The sequence below is a fragment of the Candidatus Fusobacterium pullicola genome (assembly GCA_018883725.1).
Taxonomy (GTDB): domain Bacteria; phylum Fusobacteriota; class Fusobacteriia; order Fusobacteriales; family Fusobacteriaceae; genus Fusobacterium_A; species Fusobacterium_A pullicola.
Window position 1 is genome coordinate 35,233 of record JAHLFN010000013.1, and the last position, 16,815, is coordinate 52,047.

The window sequence follows — 16,815 nt, forward strand, 5'->3', positions numbered from 1 at the left end:
TGTTCCTCCTTAAGTTTTCTAAGATACTCCCTTTGTTAAACCAGAAATTAGATACTTTCTAAATATAAAAGAGAATATCATAGGTGGTAATAATGTTAAAATTCCTGCTGCAGCTATTTGTCCATAAAGTATTAAATCCTTTGATGAAAACTCTGCTAATAGAACAGTGAGAGGTTTTACATCTCTAGAAGCTGCTAAAATTAATGGAAGTTGATATTGACTCCAAGCTCTTAAAAATATAATAAGCATTCCTGTTAAAATTATGGGATATACATTTGGAAGTAGTATTTTTATTATTACTTGAAATCTAGTACAACCATCAATAAGAGCCATCTCCTCAATTTCAATAGGAAACTCTTTAAAATAATTTGTAGTTATCCATGTAACCATCGGAAGAAAAGAGGAGATATAAATAATTGCTAGCCATCCTATACTATTCAAAAGATTAAATTTTGCAAAGAGTGTATAGAGAGGTATTATCGTAGTAAAAAATGGGATAATCATAGTTGAAAGAAGGATTCCCATAAAAATTTTAATTCCTTTTCTATACTTAAATCTTGCAAAGGAGTAACCACACATAACTGCTAAAGGTGTTCCAATAAAAACTGTAATTGAGCTTGTAAAAAGAGAGTTTTTCATGGCTAATAAAAAGTTAGTTCCTTCTCTTATATTTGGATTTAATAATTTTAAATAGTTTATAAAGCTGATATTTTTAGGAAAAAATACACTCATATCATTAAAAATATCTTTTTCAAAACTAATACTTATAATGAAACACCAAAGAATAGGAACCATTATAAAAATTAAAAAGATGATAACTGAAATACAGTAGACTATATTATTTTTATAATTTTTCATCTTTTTTCACCTTTTTTAAAAATCTTATATATAAAAATCCTAAAGCTCCTAAAATTATTGTCAACATATATGAGATTGCACTTCCATATCCGATATTAAAGAAGGAAAAAGTTTGATTATAATTATAGAGCATAAAGGGTTCACCTATTTTTCTAAATCCAACAAGGGCAACTACTTCATCAAATATATTTATTCCAGCTAAGATTAAATTAACTATAACAATTATAAATGAGGGTTTGAGAATAGGAAGTAATATATCCTTTATTTGATAAAAAGTAGATGCTCCATCTACTTGGGCAGCCTCAAAAATATCATCTGGAATAGCTTTAATATTAGCTAAAATAAGTATGCTACAAAAAGGAATAACTCTCCAAGAGAGTATAATTCCTAAAATTATCAGTGATATATATCTATTATTTAACCAGAGTATTGCTCCATCAACAATTCCTAAAGAATATAAAATTTTATTTATTAAACCAAATTCAGGATAAAATATAAATTTCCATATAACCCCATTCACAACTGGTGGAAGAGCCCAAGGGATAATAGCAACAGCAGTAAGAATATTACTTAATTTAGTATCTCTATTCAAAATTAATGCTATAGTAAAGCTTAGTATTGTTCCAACCACTAAAACTACTCCAATAATAACTCCTGTATTTATGAGAGTTGTATAAAAATCAAAGTTCTTAAATATTTCTATATAGTTTTGAAGCCCTATAATCTTTCTATCATAGGGCTTTGTAAGTTTATAAAACTGTAAACTATAAATTAAGGTGAGTAGTATTGGATAAAGTATCGTTAGAACTACTATAAAGACTCCTGGTAGTATTAGAACATATGGTAATACTTTATCTTCTCTTTTCATTAATCTTTAATAAGCTCCTGAATTTTTGAATCTATTTGGTTAACAGCCTCTTCAGGAGTAAGGTTCCCACTAGCCATACTATTTATAGCATTGTATATAGAGTTACTCATTTCAGCATAATAAGCTGGAACTCCATTAGGGAAAGGAGATTTAACAAGTATAGAAGTTTCCTTCATAGCACCAGAATTTTTTATTTCACCAGCATCAATAACTTCATTTAATACAGAAGTTCTAGTTGGAATAGCACTAATCTCTTTAAAGAAAGCTTTTTGAGTTTCTTTAGAAGTGTACCATTTAACAAACTCTTTAGCAGCTTCTTTATTTTCTGATAAAGAAGATACTCCTACAGCCTCTGTAAGAGCCATAGTTTGAGTAGCTTTACTATCTTTTCCTGGAGGTAAAATAACTTCGATTTCACCAATAGCTTTTGATTGATCAGGATCAACAGATCTAGCTATAAAAGATGTAGGTCCTACCATAAAAGCAGCATCTTTACTTAAAATTTGTCTATAAGTATCTAAACCATTCAAAGTTAAGTTAGCTGGATTAATAAGTCCTTTCTTTAACATATCATTGATAAAATTTAAAGTTGTTAAAGCATTTTCTCTATTTAGTGTACCATCATCATTAAATACTTTACCATCTCTTAGATAAGTTAGCCAAATAAATGAAGTCGTAGTAGCTTCATTTGCATTTAAAGGGAAAGTATATGGATATTTTAATATATTTTTCTCTTTAAGTATTTCCATATCTTTCATAACATCATTCCAAGTTTGAGGTTCATCTAATCCAGCTTGTTGATAAATCACTTTATTATAATATCCTATACGGAAATCATTTGCATATGGAATAGCTAAAACTCTATCATTCACTATAAAAGTTGATATACTTGGAATATCTTTAATATCTTCCTGTGATAATTCTATTGGCTCTAGCCATTGAGCATCTTCAAACTCACCAATCCAAGACCAGTCAACTTCAAAAACATCAGCTGCAGCTTTATTTCCACTAGCGGCAATAGCAATTTTATTTCTTATATCATCCCAAGAAACAGTTTCTATATTAACTTTAATTCCTTTTTCCTTTTCAAATTCAGCTAACATACTCTGCGGTGGTACTCCCCAATCAGGTATCATAAATGTTATCTCCTGATTTTTATTCTCTTTTACAGTTCCCTCATTTTTTTCTTTTGAACATCCAGTAAGAACTAAAATACCAGATAGTGTTAAAAATGTTGTTACCCAAAATTTTCTTTTCATTTTTCTAATTACCACTCCTTTTATTTTTGTTAGCTAGGAATAGTATAAGTTATATTTTTAGTAATGTCAATAAAAGAAGATAAAAAATAGTGTTTTTTTTTATTCTCTTTTTGGTTAGATTTATATCAATAAAAAACAAAAAATAAAAAAAGAGAAAATAATTAGTTACAATACTTACTAATAAAGTTGATCATAACATATTTTTTCCCTTTTTTATAAAATTAAATAATTTATTAATAAAATGGTGCTCCAGAGTGGAATCGAACCACCTACCTCTTGCTTACCATGCAAGTGCTCTACCTAATGAGCTACTAGAGCTAACTTATAAAAAGTATAACATAATTTTATATAAAATACAACTATTGTTCAAAAACTCCTAAATCTTTATTATCTATTAAAAGTTCTATTCTTTCATCATTGATAAGATAAAAATAATTTTCAATAAACCACTTTACTAATTCATTATCCCTTTTTACAATAGTTCCATTATCGATAAAAATATTAATAGTAATACCTTTAAAATATTTCAGTCCTAATTCAATATCTCTCTTTATCATCTCTTTAGTTTGTCCCTTGGTGCAGATAAGTAAGCATACAGAGTATACTTCTTTTCCAAGTTCAATTAGCTGATTTTCATTTAGAGTAAAATTTTTATTATAACCTTTTATTCTATATTCATTATCAAAGGTTTCTAGTCCCATTCTAAATCTAATGTCTATTCCTTCAAAATAGTTTCTAATCTCATTTAATCTTTTTGTATATCCGTAGTAAATTTCAAAATATAGAGTTTTAATATTTTTTTCAATAACTATTTTTTTTATTTCAGCTAAAGTTTGCTTAGGAAGTTCAAAAACAGAACCCGAATTTATAACTTCAAGTACCCCATATTCTCCTGTAATCTCTTTGAGTACTTCTAAGTTTACTCTGTTTATTTCATTTTCATCAATAGAATTATCTTCAATGTAGTTACAAAAGCTACACTTTCCATATTTACATGGGAAGCTTTTGAGTAAAACAATTTCTCTTTTATGTTTATTTTCAATTTTATTATATCTTATTCCCATACTTTATCCTTTCAATATTAAATTTAATGTAATATCTATTATATATTATTTTATAAATATCTTCAAATTTTTTTATTCTTAATAATAAATTGAAAGCATTATCTAAAATTATTTAGATATATCAAAATTTAAATTTGCAAATCCAAGATAAGCTGTACTGGTGAAAAGATAGATAATATTAGGATTGATAGGAGAAAACTTTATAAGTATATCTTGACCATTTAATCCTTTCAAAATAGAAGAAATATATTGAAAATTTTTAACTCTAACCTTTGAATCAGTTATTTTTCTAGTTGTAAGTTGTAAAAAGATATCCAATTGACGAATATATTTAATGCTATTTATTATATTATAATTTATAGAAAAAGCAAACTCTTTCTTTTGTAGATAAATATAATTACTCAAAAACTCCGTAAGTTTTACTAAAGTTAACTCATAATTATTTCTTTTATAAAAATCTTCAATATCATTTTTAATAAATTCAATGAATTTATATACCTCACTATTTTTAGTATAGTGCTCACTAATTTTTATCCCCAGTTTATTATATATCTCTTTTAAAATTTTTTTATTATTTATATTTTTTGAAGCAACTAAAATTTCTTTTGGAATAGTAAATTTATTATGTTTAATAGAAACCTTTAATATTCCTTCTCTGATGAAGCCTAAAAGAGAGTAAAAATTTGAAAAATAGTAATCGATTGCGAAATTTATTGGCTCTAGAGAGGCAGAATCTAACATAATAAGTAGCCTAGGTACAACTTTTTTATTAGAAAAGAAATCATCTACTAGTATATAAAGAGGAATATCAAAAACTAAATAACATTGATTTTCTTTTTTTATTTTTTCCATATATTTTACAGTAGTTTTATTAAAAAACTCATCTATGTTATTAACAATTCTATAAAAGGTTGCATAACTTATAGAAAAGGTTTCGGGAAAATTATCCTTACAATCACTATAGAGTTTTGTAATATTTGTTTCACCAGACTCTTTACATATATTTTTTATTTTTTCTAAGCTATCTTCATCTATATTTCTAAAGGAGTTTTTATCTTCTCTCTCTTTTTTTTCTAGTCCAAGCATTCCCTTTTTTTTATAGGCATTTACCCATCTTTTAAGAGTTGAATAGGAGATATTTTCCTCCAGTTCTATCTCTTTCAATTTTTTTTCCTTTTTTAAAAAAGGCTCAATTATTTTGAAACGAGTTATTTCTAATTCTTGTTCAGTTTTCATTAAATTTCTCCTATAACTATTGTCTTTATTATAATAAAATAATACACTATTTTTTAAAAAAAATCAATTCTAAATAAAAAAGGCTCAATTATTTTGAAAAAAATATTGACTTTTTTAAAAAACTAAGATATATTAATAGTGTCAAAAAATATAAATTTATGGAGGAAAATTTTTATGAAAATCTTCGCAGAAGTTCAAAAAATTGGAAAAGCTTTAATGACTCCAGTAGCTATATTACCAGCAGCAGGATTATTTTTAGCTTTTGGAAACAAGTTACACTTTACTCTTATGGAGCAAGCAGGACAAATAATATTTTCTAACTTACCTTTACTATTTGCAATAGGAGCAGCTATAGGTCTTGTAGGTGGAGATGGTATAGCGGCTTTAGCAGCAGTAGTAGCTATATTAATAATGAATACAACTATGGGAATTATGACTGATGCAGCAGCAGGAGTTGCAAGTGGAGACCTATCATATGCTATGGTATTAGGAATTCCTACTCTACAAACAGGAGTATTTGGAGGATTAATAGCAGGTATTATCGCAGCAATTTGTTATAAAAAATTCTATAAAACTGAATTACCAGCTTTCTTAGGATTCTTTGCTGGAAAAAGATTAGTTCCAATCATGACAGCAATATTAGCATTTTTAGTAGGATTAGCTATGCCAACAATATGGCAACCAGTTCAAATCGGATTAGCAAAATTATCTTTCTTAGCTAATGAAGTTAATACAAATGTGTCTACATTCATATTCGGAATAATAGAAAGAGCTTTAATCCCATTCGGATTACATCATATATTCTATGCACCATTCTGGTATCAATTTGGAGAGTACACAACTAAAGCTGGTCAAGTAGTACAAGGAGACCAAACTATATGGTTTGCAATGTTAAAAGATGGAGTTCACTCATTTTCATCATCTACATATCAAGGAGCTGGAAAGTTCTTAACTGGAAAATTTGTTTTCATGATGTTTGGATTACCAGCAGCAGCTTTAGCTATGTATCATGAAGCTAAGCCAGAGAATAAAAAAGTAGTTGGAGGAATTTTATTCTCAGCAGCTTTAACAGCTTTCTTAACAGGAATTACTGAGCCATTAGAGTTCTCATTCCTATTTGTTGCTCCAGTTTTATATGGAATACACTGTTTATTTGCAGGACTTTCATTTATGTTAATGAACTTATTCCAAGTTAGAATTGGAATGACTTTCTCAGGTGGATTAATAGACTATGTAGTATTTGGAGTATTACCAGGTACAAGTGGATTTGAAACAAGATGGTATATGGTTATAATAGTTGGAATTTTCTTCTCTATAATCTATTACTTTGGATTCAGATTTGCAATTAGAAAATTCAATTTAAAAACTCCAGGAAGAGACGAAGCAACTTCAGAAGGTGGAGAAGCTCAAGCAGTTGAAGGAGATGCTTTAGCAGTAGGAGTTTTAGAAGCTTTAGGTGGAAAAGAAAACTTAATATCTTTAGATTCTTGTATCACAAGATTAAGAGTAGAAGTTAAAGATACAACTATAGTAAAAGATGCTGATCTTAAAAAATTAGGAGCTTCAGGAGTGTTAAAAGTTGGAGCTCATGGAGTTCAAGCAATATTTGGATCAAAAGCACAATTCATTTGTAACGATTTAAAGAAAATGACTGGAATTTAATAAGAAATTTTAGTTAATGTCATATGGGTAATTTAATAAGGGTGGGAAAAAGGTTGTAATATACAGCCTTTTTTCTTTTATATAAAAAAGTATTAAATTTATAAAATTTAGTGTTATAATTAAATTATTCAAAAAAATTGGAGGATGAGAATGAGATATCTTATGCATAATAGAGAAGCTTCTTTGAAGCTTGAAAAAAGAATAAAGGATTATTTTCTTAAGATAAAAACTATAGAGATTAAGATAAATTTTTTAAATAAGGAGTATATAGGTATTATTGATGTAGAAAGCTTTAGATGGTTAAGCAATTTTGACTGTTTTAACTGTTTGACCAATTGTTGTGTGCAGTTCCCTTATAATTTTAACTCTAAAGCTAGAGAGGTAATATTAAATAATTTAAAAGAGTATAATGAGTTAACAAAAGCTGTTTCTATTATGAAAGAGGAGGGAATGACAGAAAAAGAGATAGAGGAATCTATAAAATTAGATGATATGCTTATTCCAAAAGAGTTTGAAGAAAAGGTGTTTGATAGATGTACTTGTTCTTGTGTTTACATAGATAGAAGTCTTTGTGCTTTACATAAAATATGTATAGATAAGGGAATGACACTTGAAGAGATTATTGATACAAAACCTTTTTGGTGTTCAATTTATCCTTTAGAAATGATAGAAGATGGAAATAAATTGTATATTTTTGTCCCTACTCAAGGAAATAATTTTCTTTCAATGAATGACTGTGATTTCCCTTGTATGAATATAGAGAAAGCAAAATCTCCATATTTTAGAAGAGAGAATCCAATAGGATTTAAGATTGGTGAGTATAAAGCTTTTATAGAGAATTATTATAGTGTATTAAATTATATATTCGGAGATGAATTTACTGAAAAAATATTAGAAAAGTTAGAGATAACTATAGAAAAGATAGAAGATGAACAGTATATAAAGAAAAGATAACTAAATAGTTACCAATAAAATATAAAGAGGGAGATTCTAACTGAAGTATTAAAATTTCCCTCTATTTATTTTTTATTTTTTTATTTTTTCGATAGTAATACCCGTAAAGCCGTAAAAGGCTGATATTACAGGAGATATAAGATTAAATAGGCAATAAGGTACATATATCCATGGACCTATACCTAAAGCCCCCATCATAAAGGCACCACAAGTATTCCAAGGTATAAGAGGTGAAGTCATTGTTCCTGAATCTTCTAAAGCTCTAGAAAGATTTTTAGGAGCTAATCCCCTCTTTTCATAACTTTCTTTAAACATTCTACCTGGAATAACTATAGAAAGATACTGATCTCCTGCAACAGAATTTATAAATATAGGAGTTAGAAGTGTAGCTAATATTAATTTACCAGTAGTATCAGCAAACTTTAATATCTCTTGAGCTATTCTTCCAAGCATTCCAGATTTTTCCATTATTCCACCAAAGGTCATTGCACATAAAATAATAGAAACTGTCCACATCATAGAGTTTAGTCCACCTCTATTTAGAAGCTCATCAACCATAGGGTTACCAGTATTTCCATTGAAACCATAATGAAGAGAGTAAAGAGCTGTTTTTAAAGAAGCTCCCTGGAATAGTATTCCAGCTCCACCACCAATTAAGGCACCAGCAAAAAGTCCTGGAATAGCAGGGACTTTCATAACAACCATTCCTATAACAAAAACAGGAATCAATAAAAGAAATGGGCTGATATTAAATGAGTTAGAAAGAGCACTTAATATCTCATTAACCTGAACAGTATCCACCTCTCCACTAGAACTATATTTTATACCTAATATTATAAATCCTATCAATGTAAAAATATATGAAGGTATAGTAGAACAAAGCATATGTTTTATATGATCAAATAATGTTGCACCTGCCATAGCTGGGGCTAATGTTGTTGTATCAGACATCGGAGATAATTTATCACCAAAATATGCTCCAGAAATAATAGCACCTGCTATAACTGGTCTAGGAAGTCCTAAACCTTCTCCAATTCCTACTAAAGCAATTCCCACCGTAGAAGCTGTACTCCAAGAACTACCGGTAGCAAGAGAAACAATAGAGCAAATTATAACTGTAATAGGTAAAAATACTAACGGATTTATTATTTTTAAACCATAGTAAATCATAGAAGGAACAATTCCTGATAGAATCCAACTTCCAATAACCATACCAATTATCATAAGAATAAGTATAGCTCTCATAGACATTTTGATAGTTTCAACTACTCCATCTTCTAACTCATCCCAAGTGGAATATTTACATATCAAAGCAACAAAACCTGCAAACATAGCAGAAATAAAAATTGGTATATGTACTTCTAGTTTAGCTATCTGTACTGAATAAAAAAGTATTATTACTAAAAATATTATTGGTAATAATGCACAAGAAAGGGATACTTGTCTCTTTTTCATTTCTTATTTATCAACTCCTTTGATTAAAATATTTTTTTTAACAATTTAATATACTTTACATTAGAGAAAAAGTCAATATTTTTTTAAAAATTATTCTAGAATACAAGAATAGACCTCACTTCTAAATTATTTAGAAGTGAGGTCTATTCAAATTAATATTAAAATTCATAAGAACTAGTTTCAGTTTCACCTTTGATTTTTTTCTCTACAGCTCTTATTAATCTAGGAATAGGCCACTCTTTATCCTCTTCCTTTTTTTCCTGTTTAGTATATATTCTAGTAAGTTCTTCTTTATAGGCAAAAGCTTCACCTTGATATTCCTCTATTGGCTTAACAGGATACTTTTTTAATCCCGGATAAGTTTTATCTAGAATTTTATTCCATTCATCTATTTGATCTTTATGAAGAGATAGGAAGAAATCAATATCACCACTGAATTTAATCTCTTTTACAATATCTCCAACTTCTAATTTTTTTATTCTTTCAAAGTCAATATCACTTACATATTCACCAAAAATAGTATGTTTTCCATTTAACCAATCAGCAGGATAAAGTGTCATAAAAAATTGAGAACCACCAGTTCCAGGTCCAGCATTAGCCATAGCTAACATTCCCTGTTGAAAGAAATCTAGCCATTCAACATATTCATCAGGAATAGAGTAACCAGGACCACCAGTTCCGGTACCTGTAGGATCTCCACCTTGTACTACAAAGTTTTCAACAGCACGATGTATTTTAGTATTATTATAATATCCTCTTTGTGCTAAGTTTATAAAGTTTGCTACAGTAATAGGAGCTGCTTCTGGATAAAGATAGAATGTAATATCTCCTTGAGTAGTTACAAATGTCGCTCTAATATCATTATATTTAGCAGCTTGCTCTCTTTTAGCTATTTCTTTTAAACTAGTACAAGAGAAAGTAGAAAAAACAAGAATTAACATAAGTAAAAATTTAATCGATCTCTTCATTGTTTTAGTCCTCCCAAATTTATTATTTAATAAATTATACTATAATTTTTTTTATTTTCCAAGAGTTTATTTTATTAAATACTTTTGTAAGCTCTTTGTAGATAACGTAAGAATTATAGATATACCAATTAGTAAAACTGATAAAGCATTAATAACAGGAGAAACTCCCAATCTAATCATAGAATAAATTCTTAGAGGTAGTGTAGAGGAACCAGGTCCAGCTACAAAGAAAGTAGTTACAAAATCATCAAAGGAAAGAGTAACAGCAATTAAGAAACCAGATATAATTCCAGGAAGTATTGCTGGTATGATTACCTTTGTAAGAGCTTGCCACTCTGTTGCACCAAGATCATAGGCAGCTTCTACTATAGAATAATCAAATTCTTCTAATCTTGATAAAATTATAAAAAGTACAAATGGTATATTAAAAGTAGTGTGTGCAATAAATATAGTAGTTAGCCCTAACTCAAATTTTATAGTTGCAAAAAGGATAAGTAGGGAAACTCCTAAAATAATTTCAGGAATAACAAGTGGAATATAAGTTAAAGTTTGTAAATATTTTTTTCCTTTAAAATCATACCACTGTAATCCAATAGCACCTAAAGTTCCAATAATAGTAGAAGTAAGTCCAGAGATAATAGCAATTACTACACTATATCTAAAGGCTTTCCAAATATTATCAGAATACATAAAAAGTTCTTTGTACCATCTTAAAGAAAATCCTTTCCATACCATAGATTTTCCATTATTGAAAGAGTAAACAATCAATATTACCAATGGAATATAGAAAAATAACATTGAAAGTATAAAAAAGAATAATGAAGTTCTTCTTTTATTCATCTTCAGATATCACCTCTACCTTTGTTTCTTTAGTACTGATTTTCATAAATATAAGTATCGCTATTGATGTTACAAGTATCAATGCCCCAGATATTGTAGAGGCAAGAGGCCAGTTTCTAGTAACAGTAAGATGTTGAGCTATTATATTTCCTAACATAGTTGCCTGTGTTCCACCAACAAGCTTTGGAACAGCATAAGAACCTAGAGCTGGAATAAATGTAAATAATACAGCAGTTATAATTCCAGGTTTTATATTTGGTATAAATACTTTAAAGAAAGCCTCTCTGTTTGTTGCCCCCAAATCTCTAGCAGCCTCCATAAGTGAAAAATCAAATTTTTCAATAACAGCATATAGAGGTAAAATAGCAAAAGGTAAGCTTGTATAAACTGAGATTAAAATAACAGCACTGGTATTATATAAAAATTGTAGTGGAGCATCAATTAATCCAAGCTTTATTAGAATATTATTAAGAAAACCATTATTTCCTAAAACTGCTATCCACGCATAAATTCTTATAAGAAAATTTGTCCAAAATGGAATAATTACAAGGAATAAAAGTTCCTTTTTGTACTTTGATCTTGCTATATAATAAGCTGTAGGTAAAGATAAAAGTACAGTAAATATAGTGACCATAATAGAGATATAAACTGTTTTAAATAGTATAGTCAGAAAAATTTTATCAGTGAAGATGTAGAAGCTAGCAAAAGATAATTCTAGTTCTACACCACCATATGTTCCTTTTTTTAAGAAAGCGTATCCTAAAACAACTGCCATAGGAATAGCAAAAAATACTACTAACCACAATGCAATGGGAAGAGTATAGTATGAACCAAGTTTACTTTTCTTCACCAGATATCACCTCTACTAAGAAACCGTCATCAGCATCCCAAGCTATATAAGCTTCTTCGTCCCACCAAATAGCTCCTTCATCATTATCATCAAAATAAACTGCATGTTGCTTAAAAACTTTAAAAGTAAGTTCTTTATCATTATTTAAGAATACAAAATACTTACTTTGGAAACCAGAATATATCAATTCATTAACATATACTCTTAATACATTTATTTTCTCATTTTCATTAACAGCTTTTGGCATTGATTTAGAAAGTTTAATTTTTTCAGGTCTAATGGAAACTTTTACTTTATCCCCAACTTTTACAGATTTATCCATTTCAAATACTAAGCTTCCTAATTTTTCATTATGAAGTTTAGCAAATTCTTTATCTATAATTTCAGTTACAACTCCATCAAAAAAGTTATTTTCCCCAATAAAATCAGCTACAAAAGAATCAGCTGGAGATTCATATACTTCTGCTGGAGTTCCTACTTGTAGAATCTCTCCTTTATTCATAACGGCTATTCTATCTGATATAGAAAGTGCCTCTTGTTGATCATGAGTTATAAATATAAATGTAATTCCAACCTCTTCGTGAATTAAGTCTAGTTCTATTAATAGATTTTGTCTTAACTTAGCATCTAGAGCAGAAAGTGGTTCATCTAGAAGTAAAAGTCCAGGTTTATTAATTAGTGCTCTAGCTATAGAAACTCTCTGCTGTTGTCCACCTGAAAGTTGATTTGGCATCTTATTAATATGTTCTGATAATCCTACTAATTTTACAAATTTTTTAACTTCACTATCGATAGTGCTCTCATCTATTTTTTTTAGTCTCAGTGGAAAAGCCACATTCTCATACACAGTTAAATGAGGGAAAAGGGCATATTTTTGGAATATTGTATTAACATTTCTCTTGTTAGGTGGTAACTTTGTAATGTCTTCATCACCTAAATATATAACTCCACCATCTGGTTCAGTAAATCCTGCTATCATTCTGAGCAAGGTGGTTTTACCACATCCTGAAGGTCCCAAAATAGAAAAAATCTCTCCATCTTTTATATCTAAATTGATGTTTTTCAACACTTGAACTCCATCATAGCTTTTAGTAACATTTTTAATTTTTATGTCTTTTTTCAATTTCATACCTCCATTACTCAGAATTATTATTCAATTCTTTTAGTTTAATAATATATTTTTTTAATCACTCTTAAAATTATAACATAGATTATAAAAAATGAAAAGAGATAATATTAAATTATCTCAATACTATCTCCCTCTTTAACTTTTCCACCTTTTATAACTCTTGTAAATATTCCCTCTCTTGGCATGATACAATCTCCAACACTATGATAGATTGCACAATGTGAATGGCACTCTTTTCCTATTTGTGTAACTTCTAATATAGCTTCATTATTTATAATTAATCTAGTTCCAACAGGAAGTTTGGCACAATCCATACCGTCTATTATAAGATTTTCTCCGAAATCTCCATCAACAACATTTCCACCTCTAGCTATAAAATCGGTAACTTTTTCTTTAGAAAGTAAACTTACTTGTCTATGCCAATTTCCAGCATGAGCATCTCCTTCTAATCCGAAGTTTTCTATTAACACTCCTTCGTGAACATTAATTTTTTGAGTTCCTTTTCTCTCACTGATACATACTGCTACTATTTTTGCCATTTTATCCTCCAATTCTATTCATATATCTTTTATCAAAGTTTTTATCCTCTTCTTTTTTTTCCATATTATGTTTATCAGGTTTGTTCTCAAGTGCCTGTAAAATTTTCTTTTTTATTTCCTCATTTGAAGAGCCATTTCTTAGAAGCTCTTTTAGATTTAAACCACTACTCCAATGTAGGCAAAGTTTCAAAAATCCTTCAGGTGTAACTCTAATTCTATTGCATTGTTCACAAAAATTATGAGATATTGGAGTAATAAATCCAATACAACCAATCCCCTTCTCCGTTTTGTAATATTTAGCAGGTCCAGAACCAATTCTTTTATTAAATGGAGTCAAACTCCTTTCTTTTGAGATAAGAGATAAAACTTCATCATTTGAAATGGGTAAAAACTCTTTACCTAAACCGATAGGCATGAGTTCGATAAATCTGACATCTATTGGATATTTTTCTGTAAGATTTACAAAGTCCATAATTTCACTATCATTTTTTCCTTTGACAAGAACAACATTCAATTTAATTCTTTTAAATTTTAAAGCTATAGCTTTGTGGATAGAATTTAAAACTTTATTTATATCTCCACCACCAGTAATATCTCTATATAGATCAGCTTTTAAAGTATCAAGACTAATATTTAAACTTTGAATTTTTTTGTTGCTTAAAAACTCGAGTTCCTCTTTGAGTCTAATTCCATTTGTAGTAATATTAATCTCTTCAATTCCAGAAATATTATTAATATTTTCTACAATTTCACGAAAATTTCTTCTTACAAGTGGTTCACCACCTGTGATACGAAGTTTTTTTATTCCAAGTTCTGAAAAAATTTTTACCAATCTTTCAATCTCATTTGATGATAATAATTCATCTTTTGGTAAGAATACTATATCTTTATTTCCCATACAATATTTACATCTAAGATTGCATCTATCAGTAATAGAGAGTCTTAAATAGTCAATATTTCTATTTAATTTATCTTTCATTTTATCCTCTTTCTAATTTTTTTATCCTCCTTTAATATAGCACATTTATAAAAATATTTCTATATAAAAAATTAAGTTGACATATTTTATAAACTGGATTATTCTAAAAGAAAGGAGTTAAAGTTAAGGGGAGTGAAAAAATGTTAAATATTAATGAAACTGTAGTGGTTGTTAGAGGTGGAGGAGATATTGCCACTGGAAGTATTCAAAAACTATATAGAGCGGGATTTAAGGTTTTAGTTTTAGAGATTGAGAAGCCATCTGCTATTAGGAGAGAGGTTGCCTTTTGTGAAGCTGTATATGAAAAAGAGATGATAATAGAGGGAGTAAAGGCAAAGTTATGTTTTACTTTGGAAGAGATAGAGAGATGCTGGAGCGAAAAAAATATACCAATAATTATTGATCCACAAGGGAAAATTATAAAAAAAATAAAACCACAAGTAGTTATAGATGCAATTTTAGCTAAAAAAAATTATGGAACAAATAGAGGAATGGCTCCTATTACCATAGGACTTGGACCTGGATTTATAGCTGGAGATGATGTGGATATCGTAGTTGAAACTATGAGAGGACATAATTTAGGGAAACTTATTTTTGAAGGAAAACCAATGGAAAATACAGGAATACCTGGAATCATAAAAGGAGTAGGAAAAGAGAGAGTTATATATAGTCCATGTAAGGGAATTGTAAAAAATATATCTAAAATAGGTGATATGGTAGAGAAAAATCAAGTTATAGCAACAGTAAATGGGGTAGATGTATTGGCTACTATAAGTGGAGTTTTAAGAGGGCTTATTAGAGATGGATACGAGGTTCCAGAAAAATTTAAAATGGCAGATATAGATCCGAGAGAAGAGGAGCAAGCCAACTGTTTTACTATTTCAGATAAGGCGAGGGCAATAGGTGGAGCAGTATTAGAAGCTGTTCTATATTTAAAACATCAAAGAGATATATAGAGGTGAAATTGAATGGAGTTAAATATTCTGAAAAAAATAGAGGAAAAATTATCTCAAGGGGAGAGAGCTGCTTTAGTTACTGTAACTGAAGCAACTGGATCTACCCCTAGAAAAAGTGGAACAATTATGGGTGTATTTAAAAATGAGCTGATGGGGACTATTGGTGGTGGAAAGATTGAAAGTGTTGTTATAGATAAGGCAAGGGAGCTTTTAGAAACGGGAAAAAGTGAGGGATTTGAATATAATCTTACAACTACAGATGAGCTACAGATGAATTGTGGTGGAACTATGAAAGGTTATATTAAAATTTTTTCTCCCTTTCCGAAACTGCTAATTTGTGGAGCTGGACATGTTGGACAAAAAATTTTTAAAGTAGCTAAAACTCTTGATTTTGATTTGAAAATCATTGATGACAGAGAGGAATTAAAGTTTGATATACCTGAACTTACTTTAGGAAAATTTAAAGATATCTTGACAAAAGAGAGAATAGATGGTAATACTTATATAGTGATTGTAACAAGAGGTCATCTATTAGATGAAGAAGTATTAAATTTAGTAAAGGATAGAGGAGCTAAATATATAGGTATTATTGGTAGTAGAAGAAAAATTACAACTTTAAAGGAGAATTTAGAAAAATCCGGAGAGATTAAAGATAATATATATGCTCCAATAGGTTTAAAATTATCTAACGGAACACCAGAAGAGATTGCCATTGAGGTATTAGCAGAAATTTTAAAAATAAAAAATAATGGAGAATTAGTTCATAGAACAATTATATAGTTAAGCTAAAAATCTTTATAAAGAATAAAGATTTATATAAAGTATATTAAATTTTAAGTAGGAGGAATAAAAAAATGAATAAAGTAATTCACACAGAAAAAGCACCAGCAGCATTAGGACCATACTCACAAGCTATAGAAGCTAATGGAATGTTATTTGTATCAGGACAAATTCCGTTTGTACCAGAAACAATGACATTAGTATCAGATGATGTAAAAGCTCAAACAAGACAATCATTAGAAAATGTAAAAGCGATAGTAGAAGCAGCAGGATACTCAATGAAAAATGTAGTAAAAGCAGGAGTATTTATAAAAGATATGAATGATTTTGCAGCAATAAACGAAGTATACAATGAGTATTTAGGGGATGTAAAACCAGCAAGAGCTTGTGTAGAAGTAGCAAGATTACCAAAAGATGT

17 protein-coding genes and 1 tRNA gene are annotated in these 16,815 nt (G+C 28.9%); 5 read left to right on the plus strand and 13 right to left on the minus strand.

Features of this window, described 5'->3' with window-relative positions:
* Window positions 1–18 precede the first annotated feature (18 nt).
* The 6 genes from IAA47_01345 to IAA47_01370 form a co-directional block, all read right to left on the minus strand.
* Window positions 19–858 (minus strand): carbohydrate ABC transporter permease, encoded by an 840-nt coding sequence (locus IAA47_01345; GenBank protein MBU3841641.1) that lies wholly within the window; start codon window positions 856–858, stop codon window positions 19–21.
* Window positions 845–1,726: a sugar ABC transporter permease gene (locus IAA47_01350; protein ID MBU3841642.1), complete on the minus strand. Its 882-nt coding sequence runs from the start codon at window positions 1,724–1,726 to the stop codon at window positions 845–847. The genes IAA47_01345 and IAA47_01350 overlap by 14 nt, the downstream gene beginning before the upstream one ends.
* Window positions 1,726–2,985: a sugar ABC transporter substrate-binding protein gene (locus IAA47_01355; protein MBU3841643.1), complete on the minus strand. Its 1,260-nt coding sequence runs from the start codon at window positions 2,983–2,985 to the stop codon at window positions 1,726–1,728. Before IAA47_01355 ends, IAA47_01350 begins: the two co-directional genes overlap by 1 nt.
* Before the next feature lie 242 nt (window positions 2,986–3,227).
* Window positions 3,228–3,303, minus strand: a tRNA-Thr gene (locus IAA47_01360).
* A 41-nt stretch (window positions 3,304–3,344) separates the two neighbouring features.
* Window positions 3,345–4,049, minus strand: coding sequence for a radical SAM protein (locus tag IAA47_01365; protein ID MBU3841644.1), 705 nt, complete (start codon window positions 4,047–4,049; stop codon window positions 3,345–3,347).
* Between the two features lie 108 nt (window positions 4,050–4,157).
* Window positions 4,158–5,285 (minus strand): helix-turn-helix domain-containing protein, encoded by a 1,128-nt coding sequence (locus tag IAA47_01370; GenBank protein ID MBU3841645.1) that lies wholly within the window; start codon window positions 5,283–5,285, stop codon window positions 4,158–4,160.
* Between the two features lie 174 nt (window positions 5,286–5,459).
* Between IAA47_01370 and ptsG the strand changes: the two genes are divergently transcribed.
* Window positions 5,460–6,947 carry a glucose-specific PTS transporter subunit IIBC gene (ptsG, locus tag IAA47_01375; protein MBU3841646.1) on the plus strand — a complete coding sequence of 496 codons (1,488 nt, stop codon included), beginning with the start codon at window positions 5,460–5,462 and terminating at the stop codon, window positions 6,945–6,947.
* A gap of 150 nt (window positions 6,948–7,097) precedes the next feature.
* Window positions 7,098–7,901 (plus strand): hypothetical protein, encoded by an 804-nt coding sequence (locus IAA47_01380; protein ID MBU3841647.1) that lies wholly within the window; start codon window positions 7,098–7,100, stop codon window positions 7,899–7,901.
* A gap of 72 nt (window positions 7,902–7,973) precedes the next feature.
* On the opposite strand, the gene nhaC is transcribed toward IAA47_01380, so the two are convergent.
* From nhaC to moaA, 7 genes are all read right to left on the minus strand, one after another.
* Complete coding sequence (gene nhaC, locus IAA47_01385) at window positions 7,974–9,356, minus strand: Na+/H+ antiporter NhaC (GenBank protein ID MBU3841648.1); 1,383 nt, start codon at window positions 9,354–9,356, stop codon at window positions 7,974–7,976.
* 158 nt (window positions 9,357–9,514) lie between these two features.
* Window positions 9,515–10,324 carry a peptidylprolyl isomerase gene (locus tag IAA47_01390; protein MBU3841649.1) on the minus strand — a complete coding sequence of 270 codons (810 nt, stop codon included), beginning with the start codon at window positions 10,322–10,324 and terminating at the stop codon, window positions 9,515–9,517.
* Window positions 10,325–10,390: 66 nt separating this feature from the next.
* Window positions 10,391–11,164 (minus strand): ABC transporter permease, encoded by a 774-nt coding sequence (locus tag IAA47_01395; protein MBU3841650.1) that lies wholly within the window; start codon window positions 11,162–11,164, stop codon window positions 10,391–10,393.
* Window positions 11,157–12,017 (minus strand): ABC transporter permease, encoded by an 861-nt coding sequence (locus tag IAA47_01400; protein MBU3841651.1) that lies wholly within the window; start codon window positions 12,015–12,017, stop codon window positions 11,157–11,159. Before IAA47_01400 ends, IAA47_01395 begins: the two co-directional genes overlap by 8 nt.
* The gene (locus tag IAA47_01405; GenBank protein ID MBU3841652.1) at window positions 12,001–13,143 is read right to left on the minus strand and encodes an ABC transporter ATP-binding protein; all 1,143 of its coding nucleotides are present in this window, start codon (window positions 13,141–13,143) and stop codon (window positions 12,001–12,003) included. Before IAA47_01405 ends, IAA47_01400 begins: the two co-directional genes overlap by 17 nt.
* Before the next feature lie 107 nt (window positions 13,144–13,250).
* Entirely contained in the window at window positions 13,251–13,682 is a 432-nt protein-coding gene (locus tag IAA47_01410) for an MOSC domain-containing protein (GenBank protein MBU3841653.1), read from the minus strand.
* 1 nt (window position 13,683) lies between these two features.
* Entirely contained in the window at window positions 13,684–14,661 is a 978-nt protein-coding gene (gene moaA, locus IAA47_01415; GenBank protein ID MBU3841654.1) for a GTP 3',8-cyclase MoaA, read from the minus strand.
* Between the two features lie 140 nt (window positions 14,662–14,801).
* Between moaA and IAA47_01420 the strand changes: the two genes are divergently transcribed.
* From IAA47_01420 to IAA47_01430, 3 genes are all read left to right on the plus strand, one after another.
* Window positions 14,802–15,617 carry an EF2563 family selenium-dependent molybdenum hydroxylase system protein gene (locus IAA47_01420; protein MBU3841655.1) on the plus strand — a complete coding sequence of 272 codons (816 nt, stop codon included), beginning with the start codon at window positions 14,802–14,804 and terminating at the stop codon, window positions 15,615–15,617.
* A 12-nt stretch (window positions 15,618–15,629) separates the two neighbouring features.
* The gene (locus tag IAA47_01425; protein MBU3841656.1) at window positions 15,630–16,397 is read left to right on the plus strand and encodes an XdhC/CoxI family protein; all 768 of its coding nucleotides are present in this window, start codon (window positions 15,630–15,632) and stop codon (window positions 16,395–16,397) included.
* A gap of 74 nt (window positions 16,398–16,471) precedes the next feature.
* Window positions 16,472–16,815: RidA family protein (locus tag IAA47_01430; GenBank protein MBU3841657.1), on the plus strand; the 344-nt coding region annotated here is incomplete at its 3' end.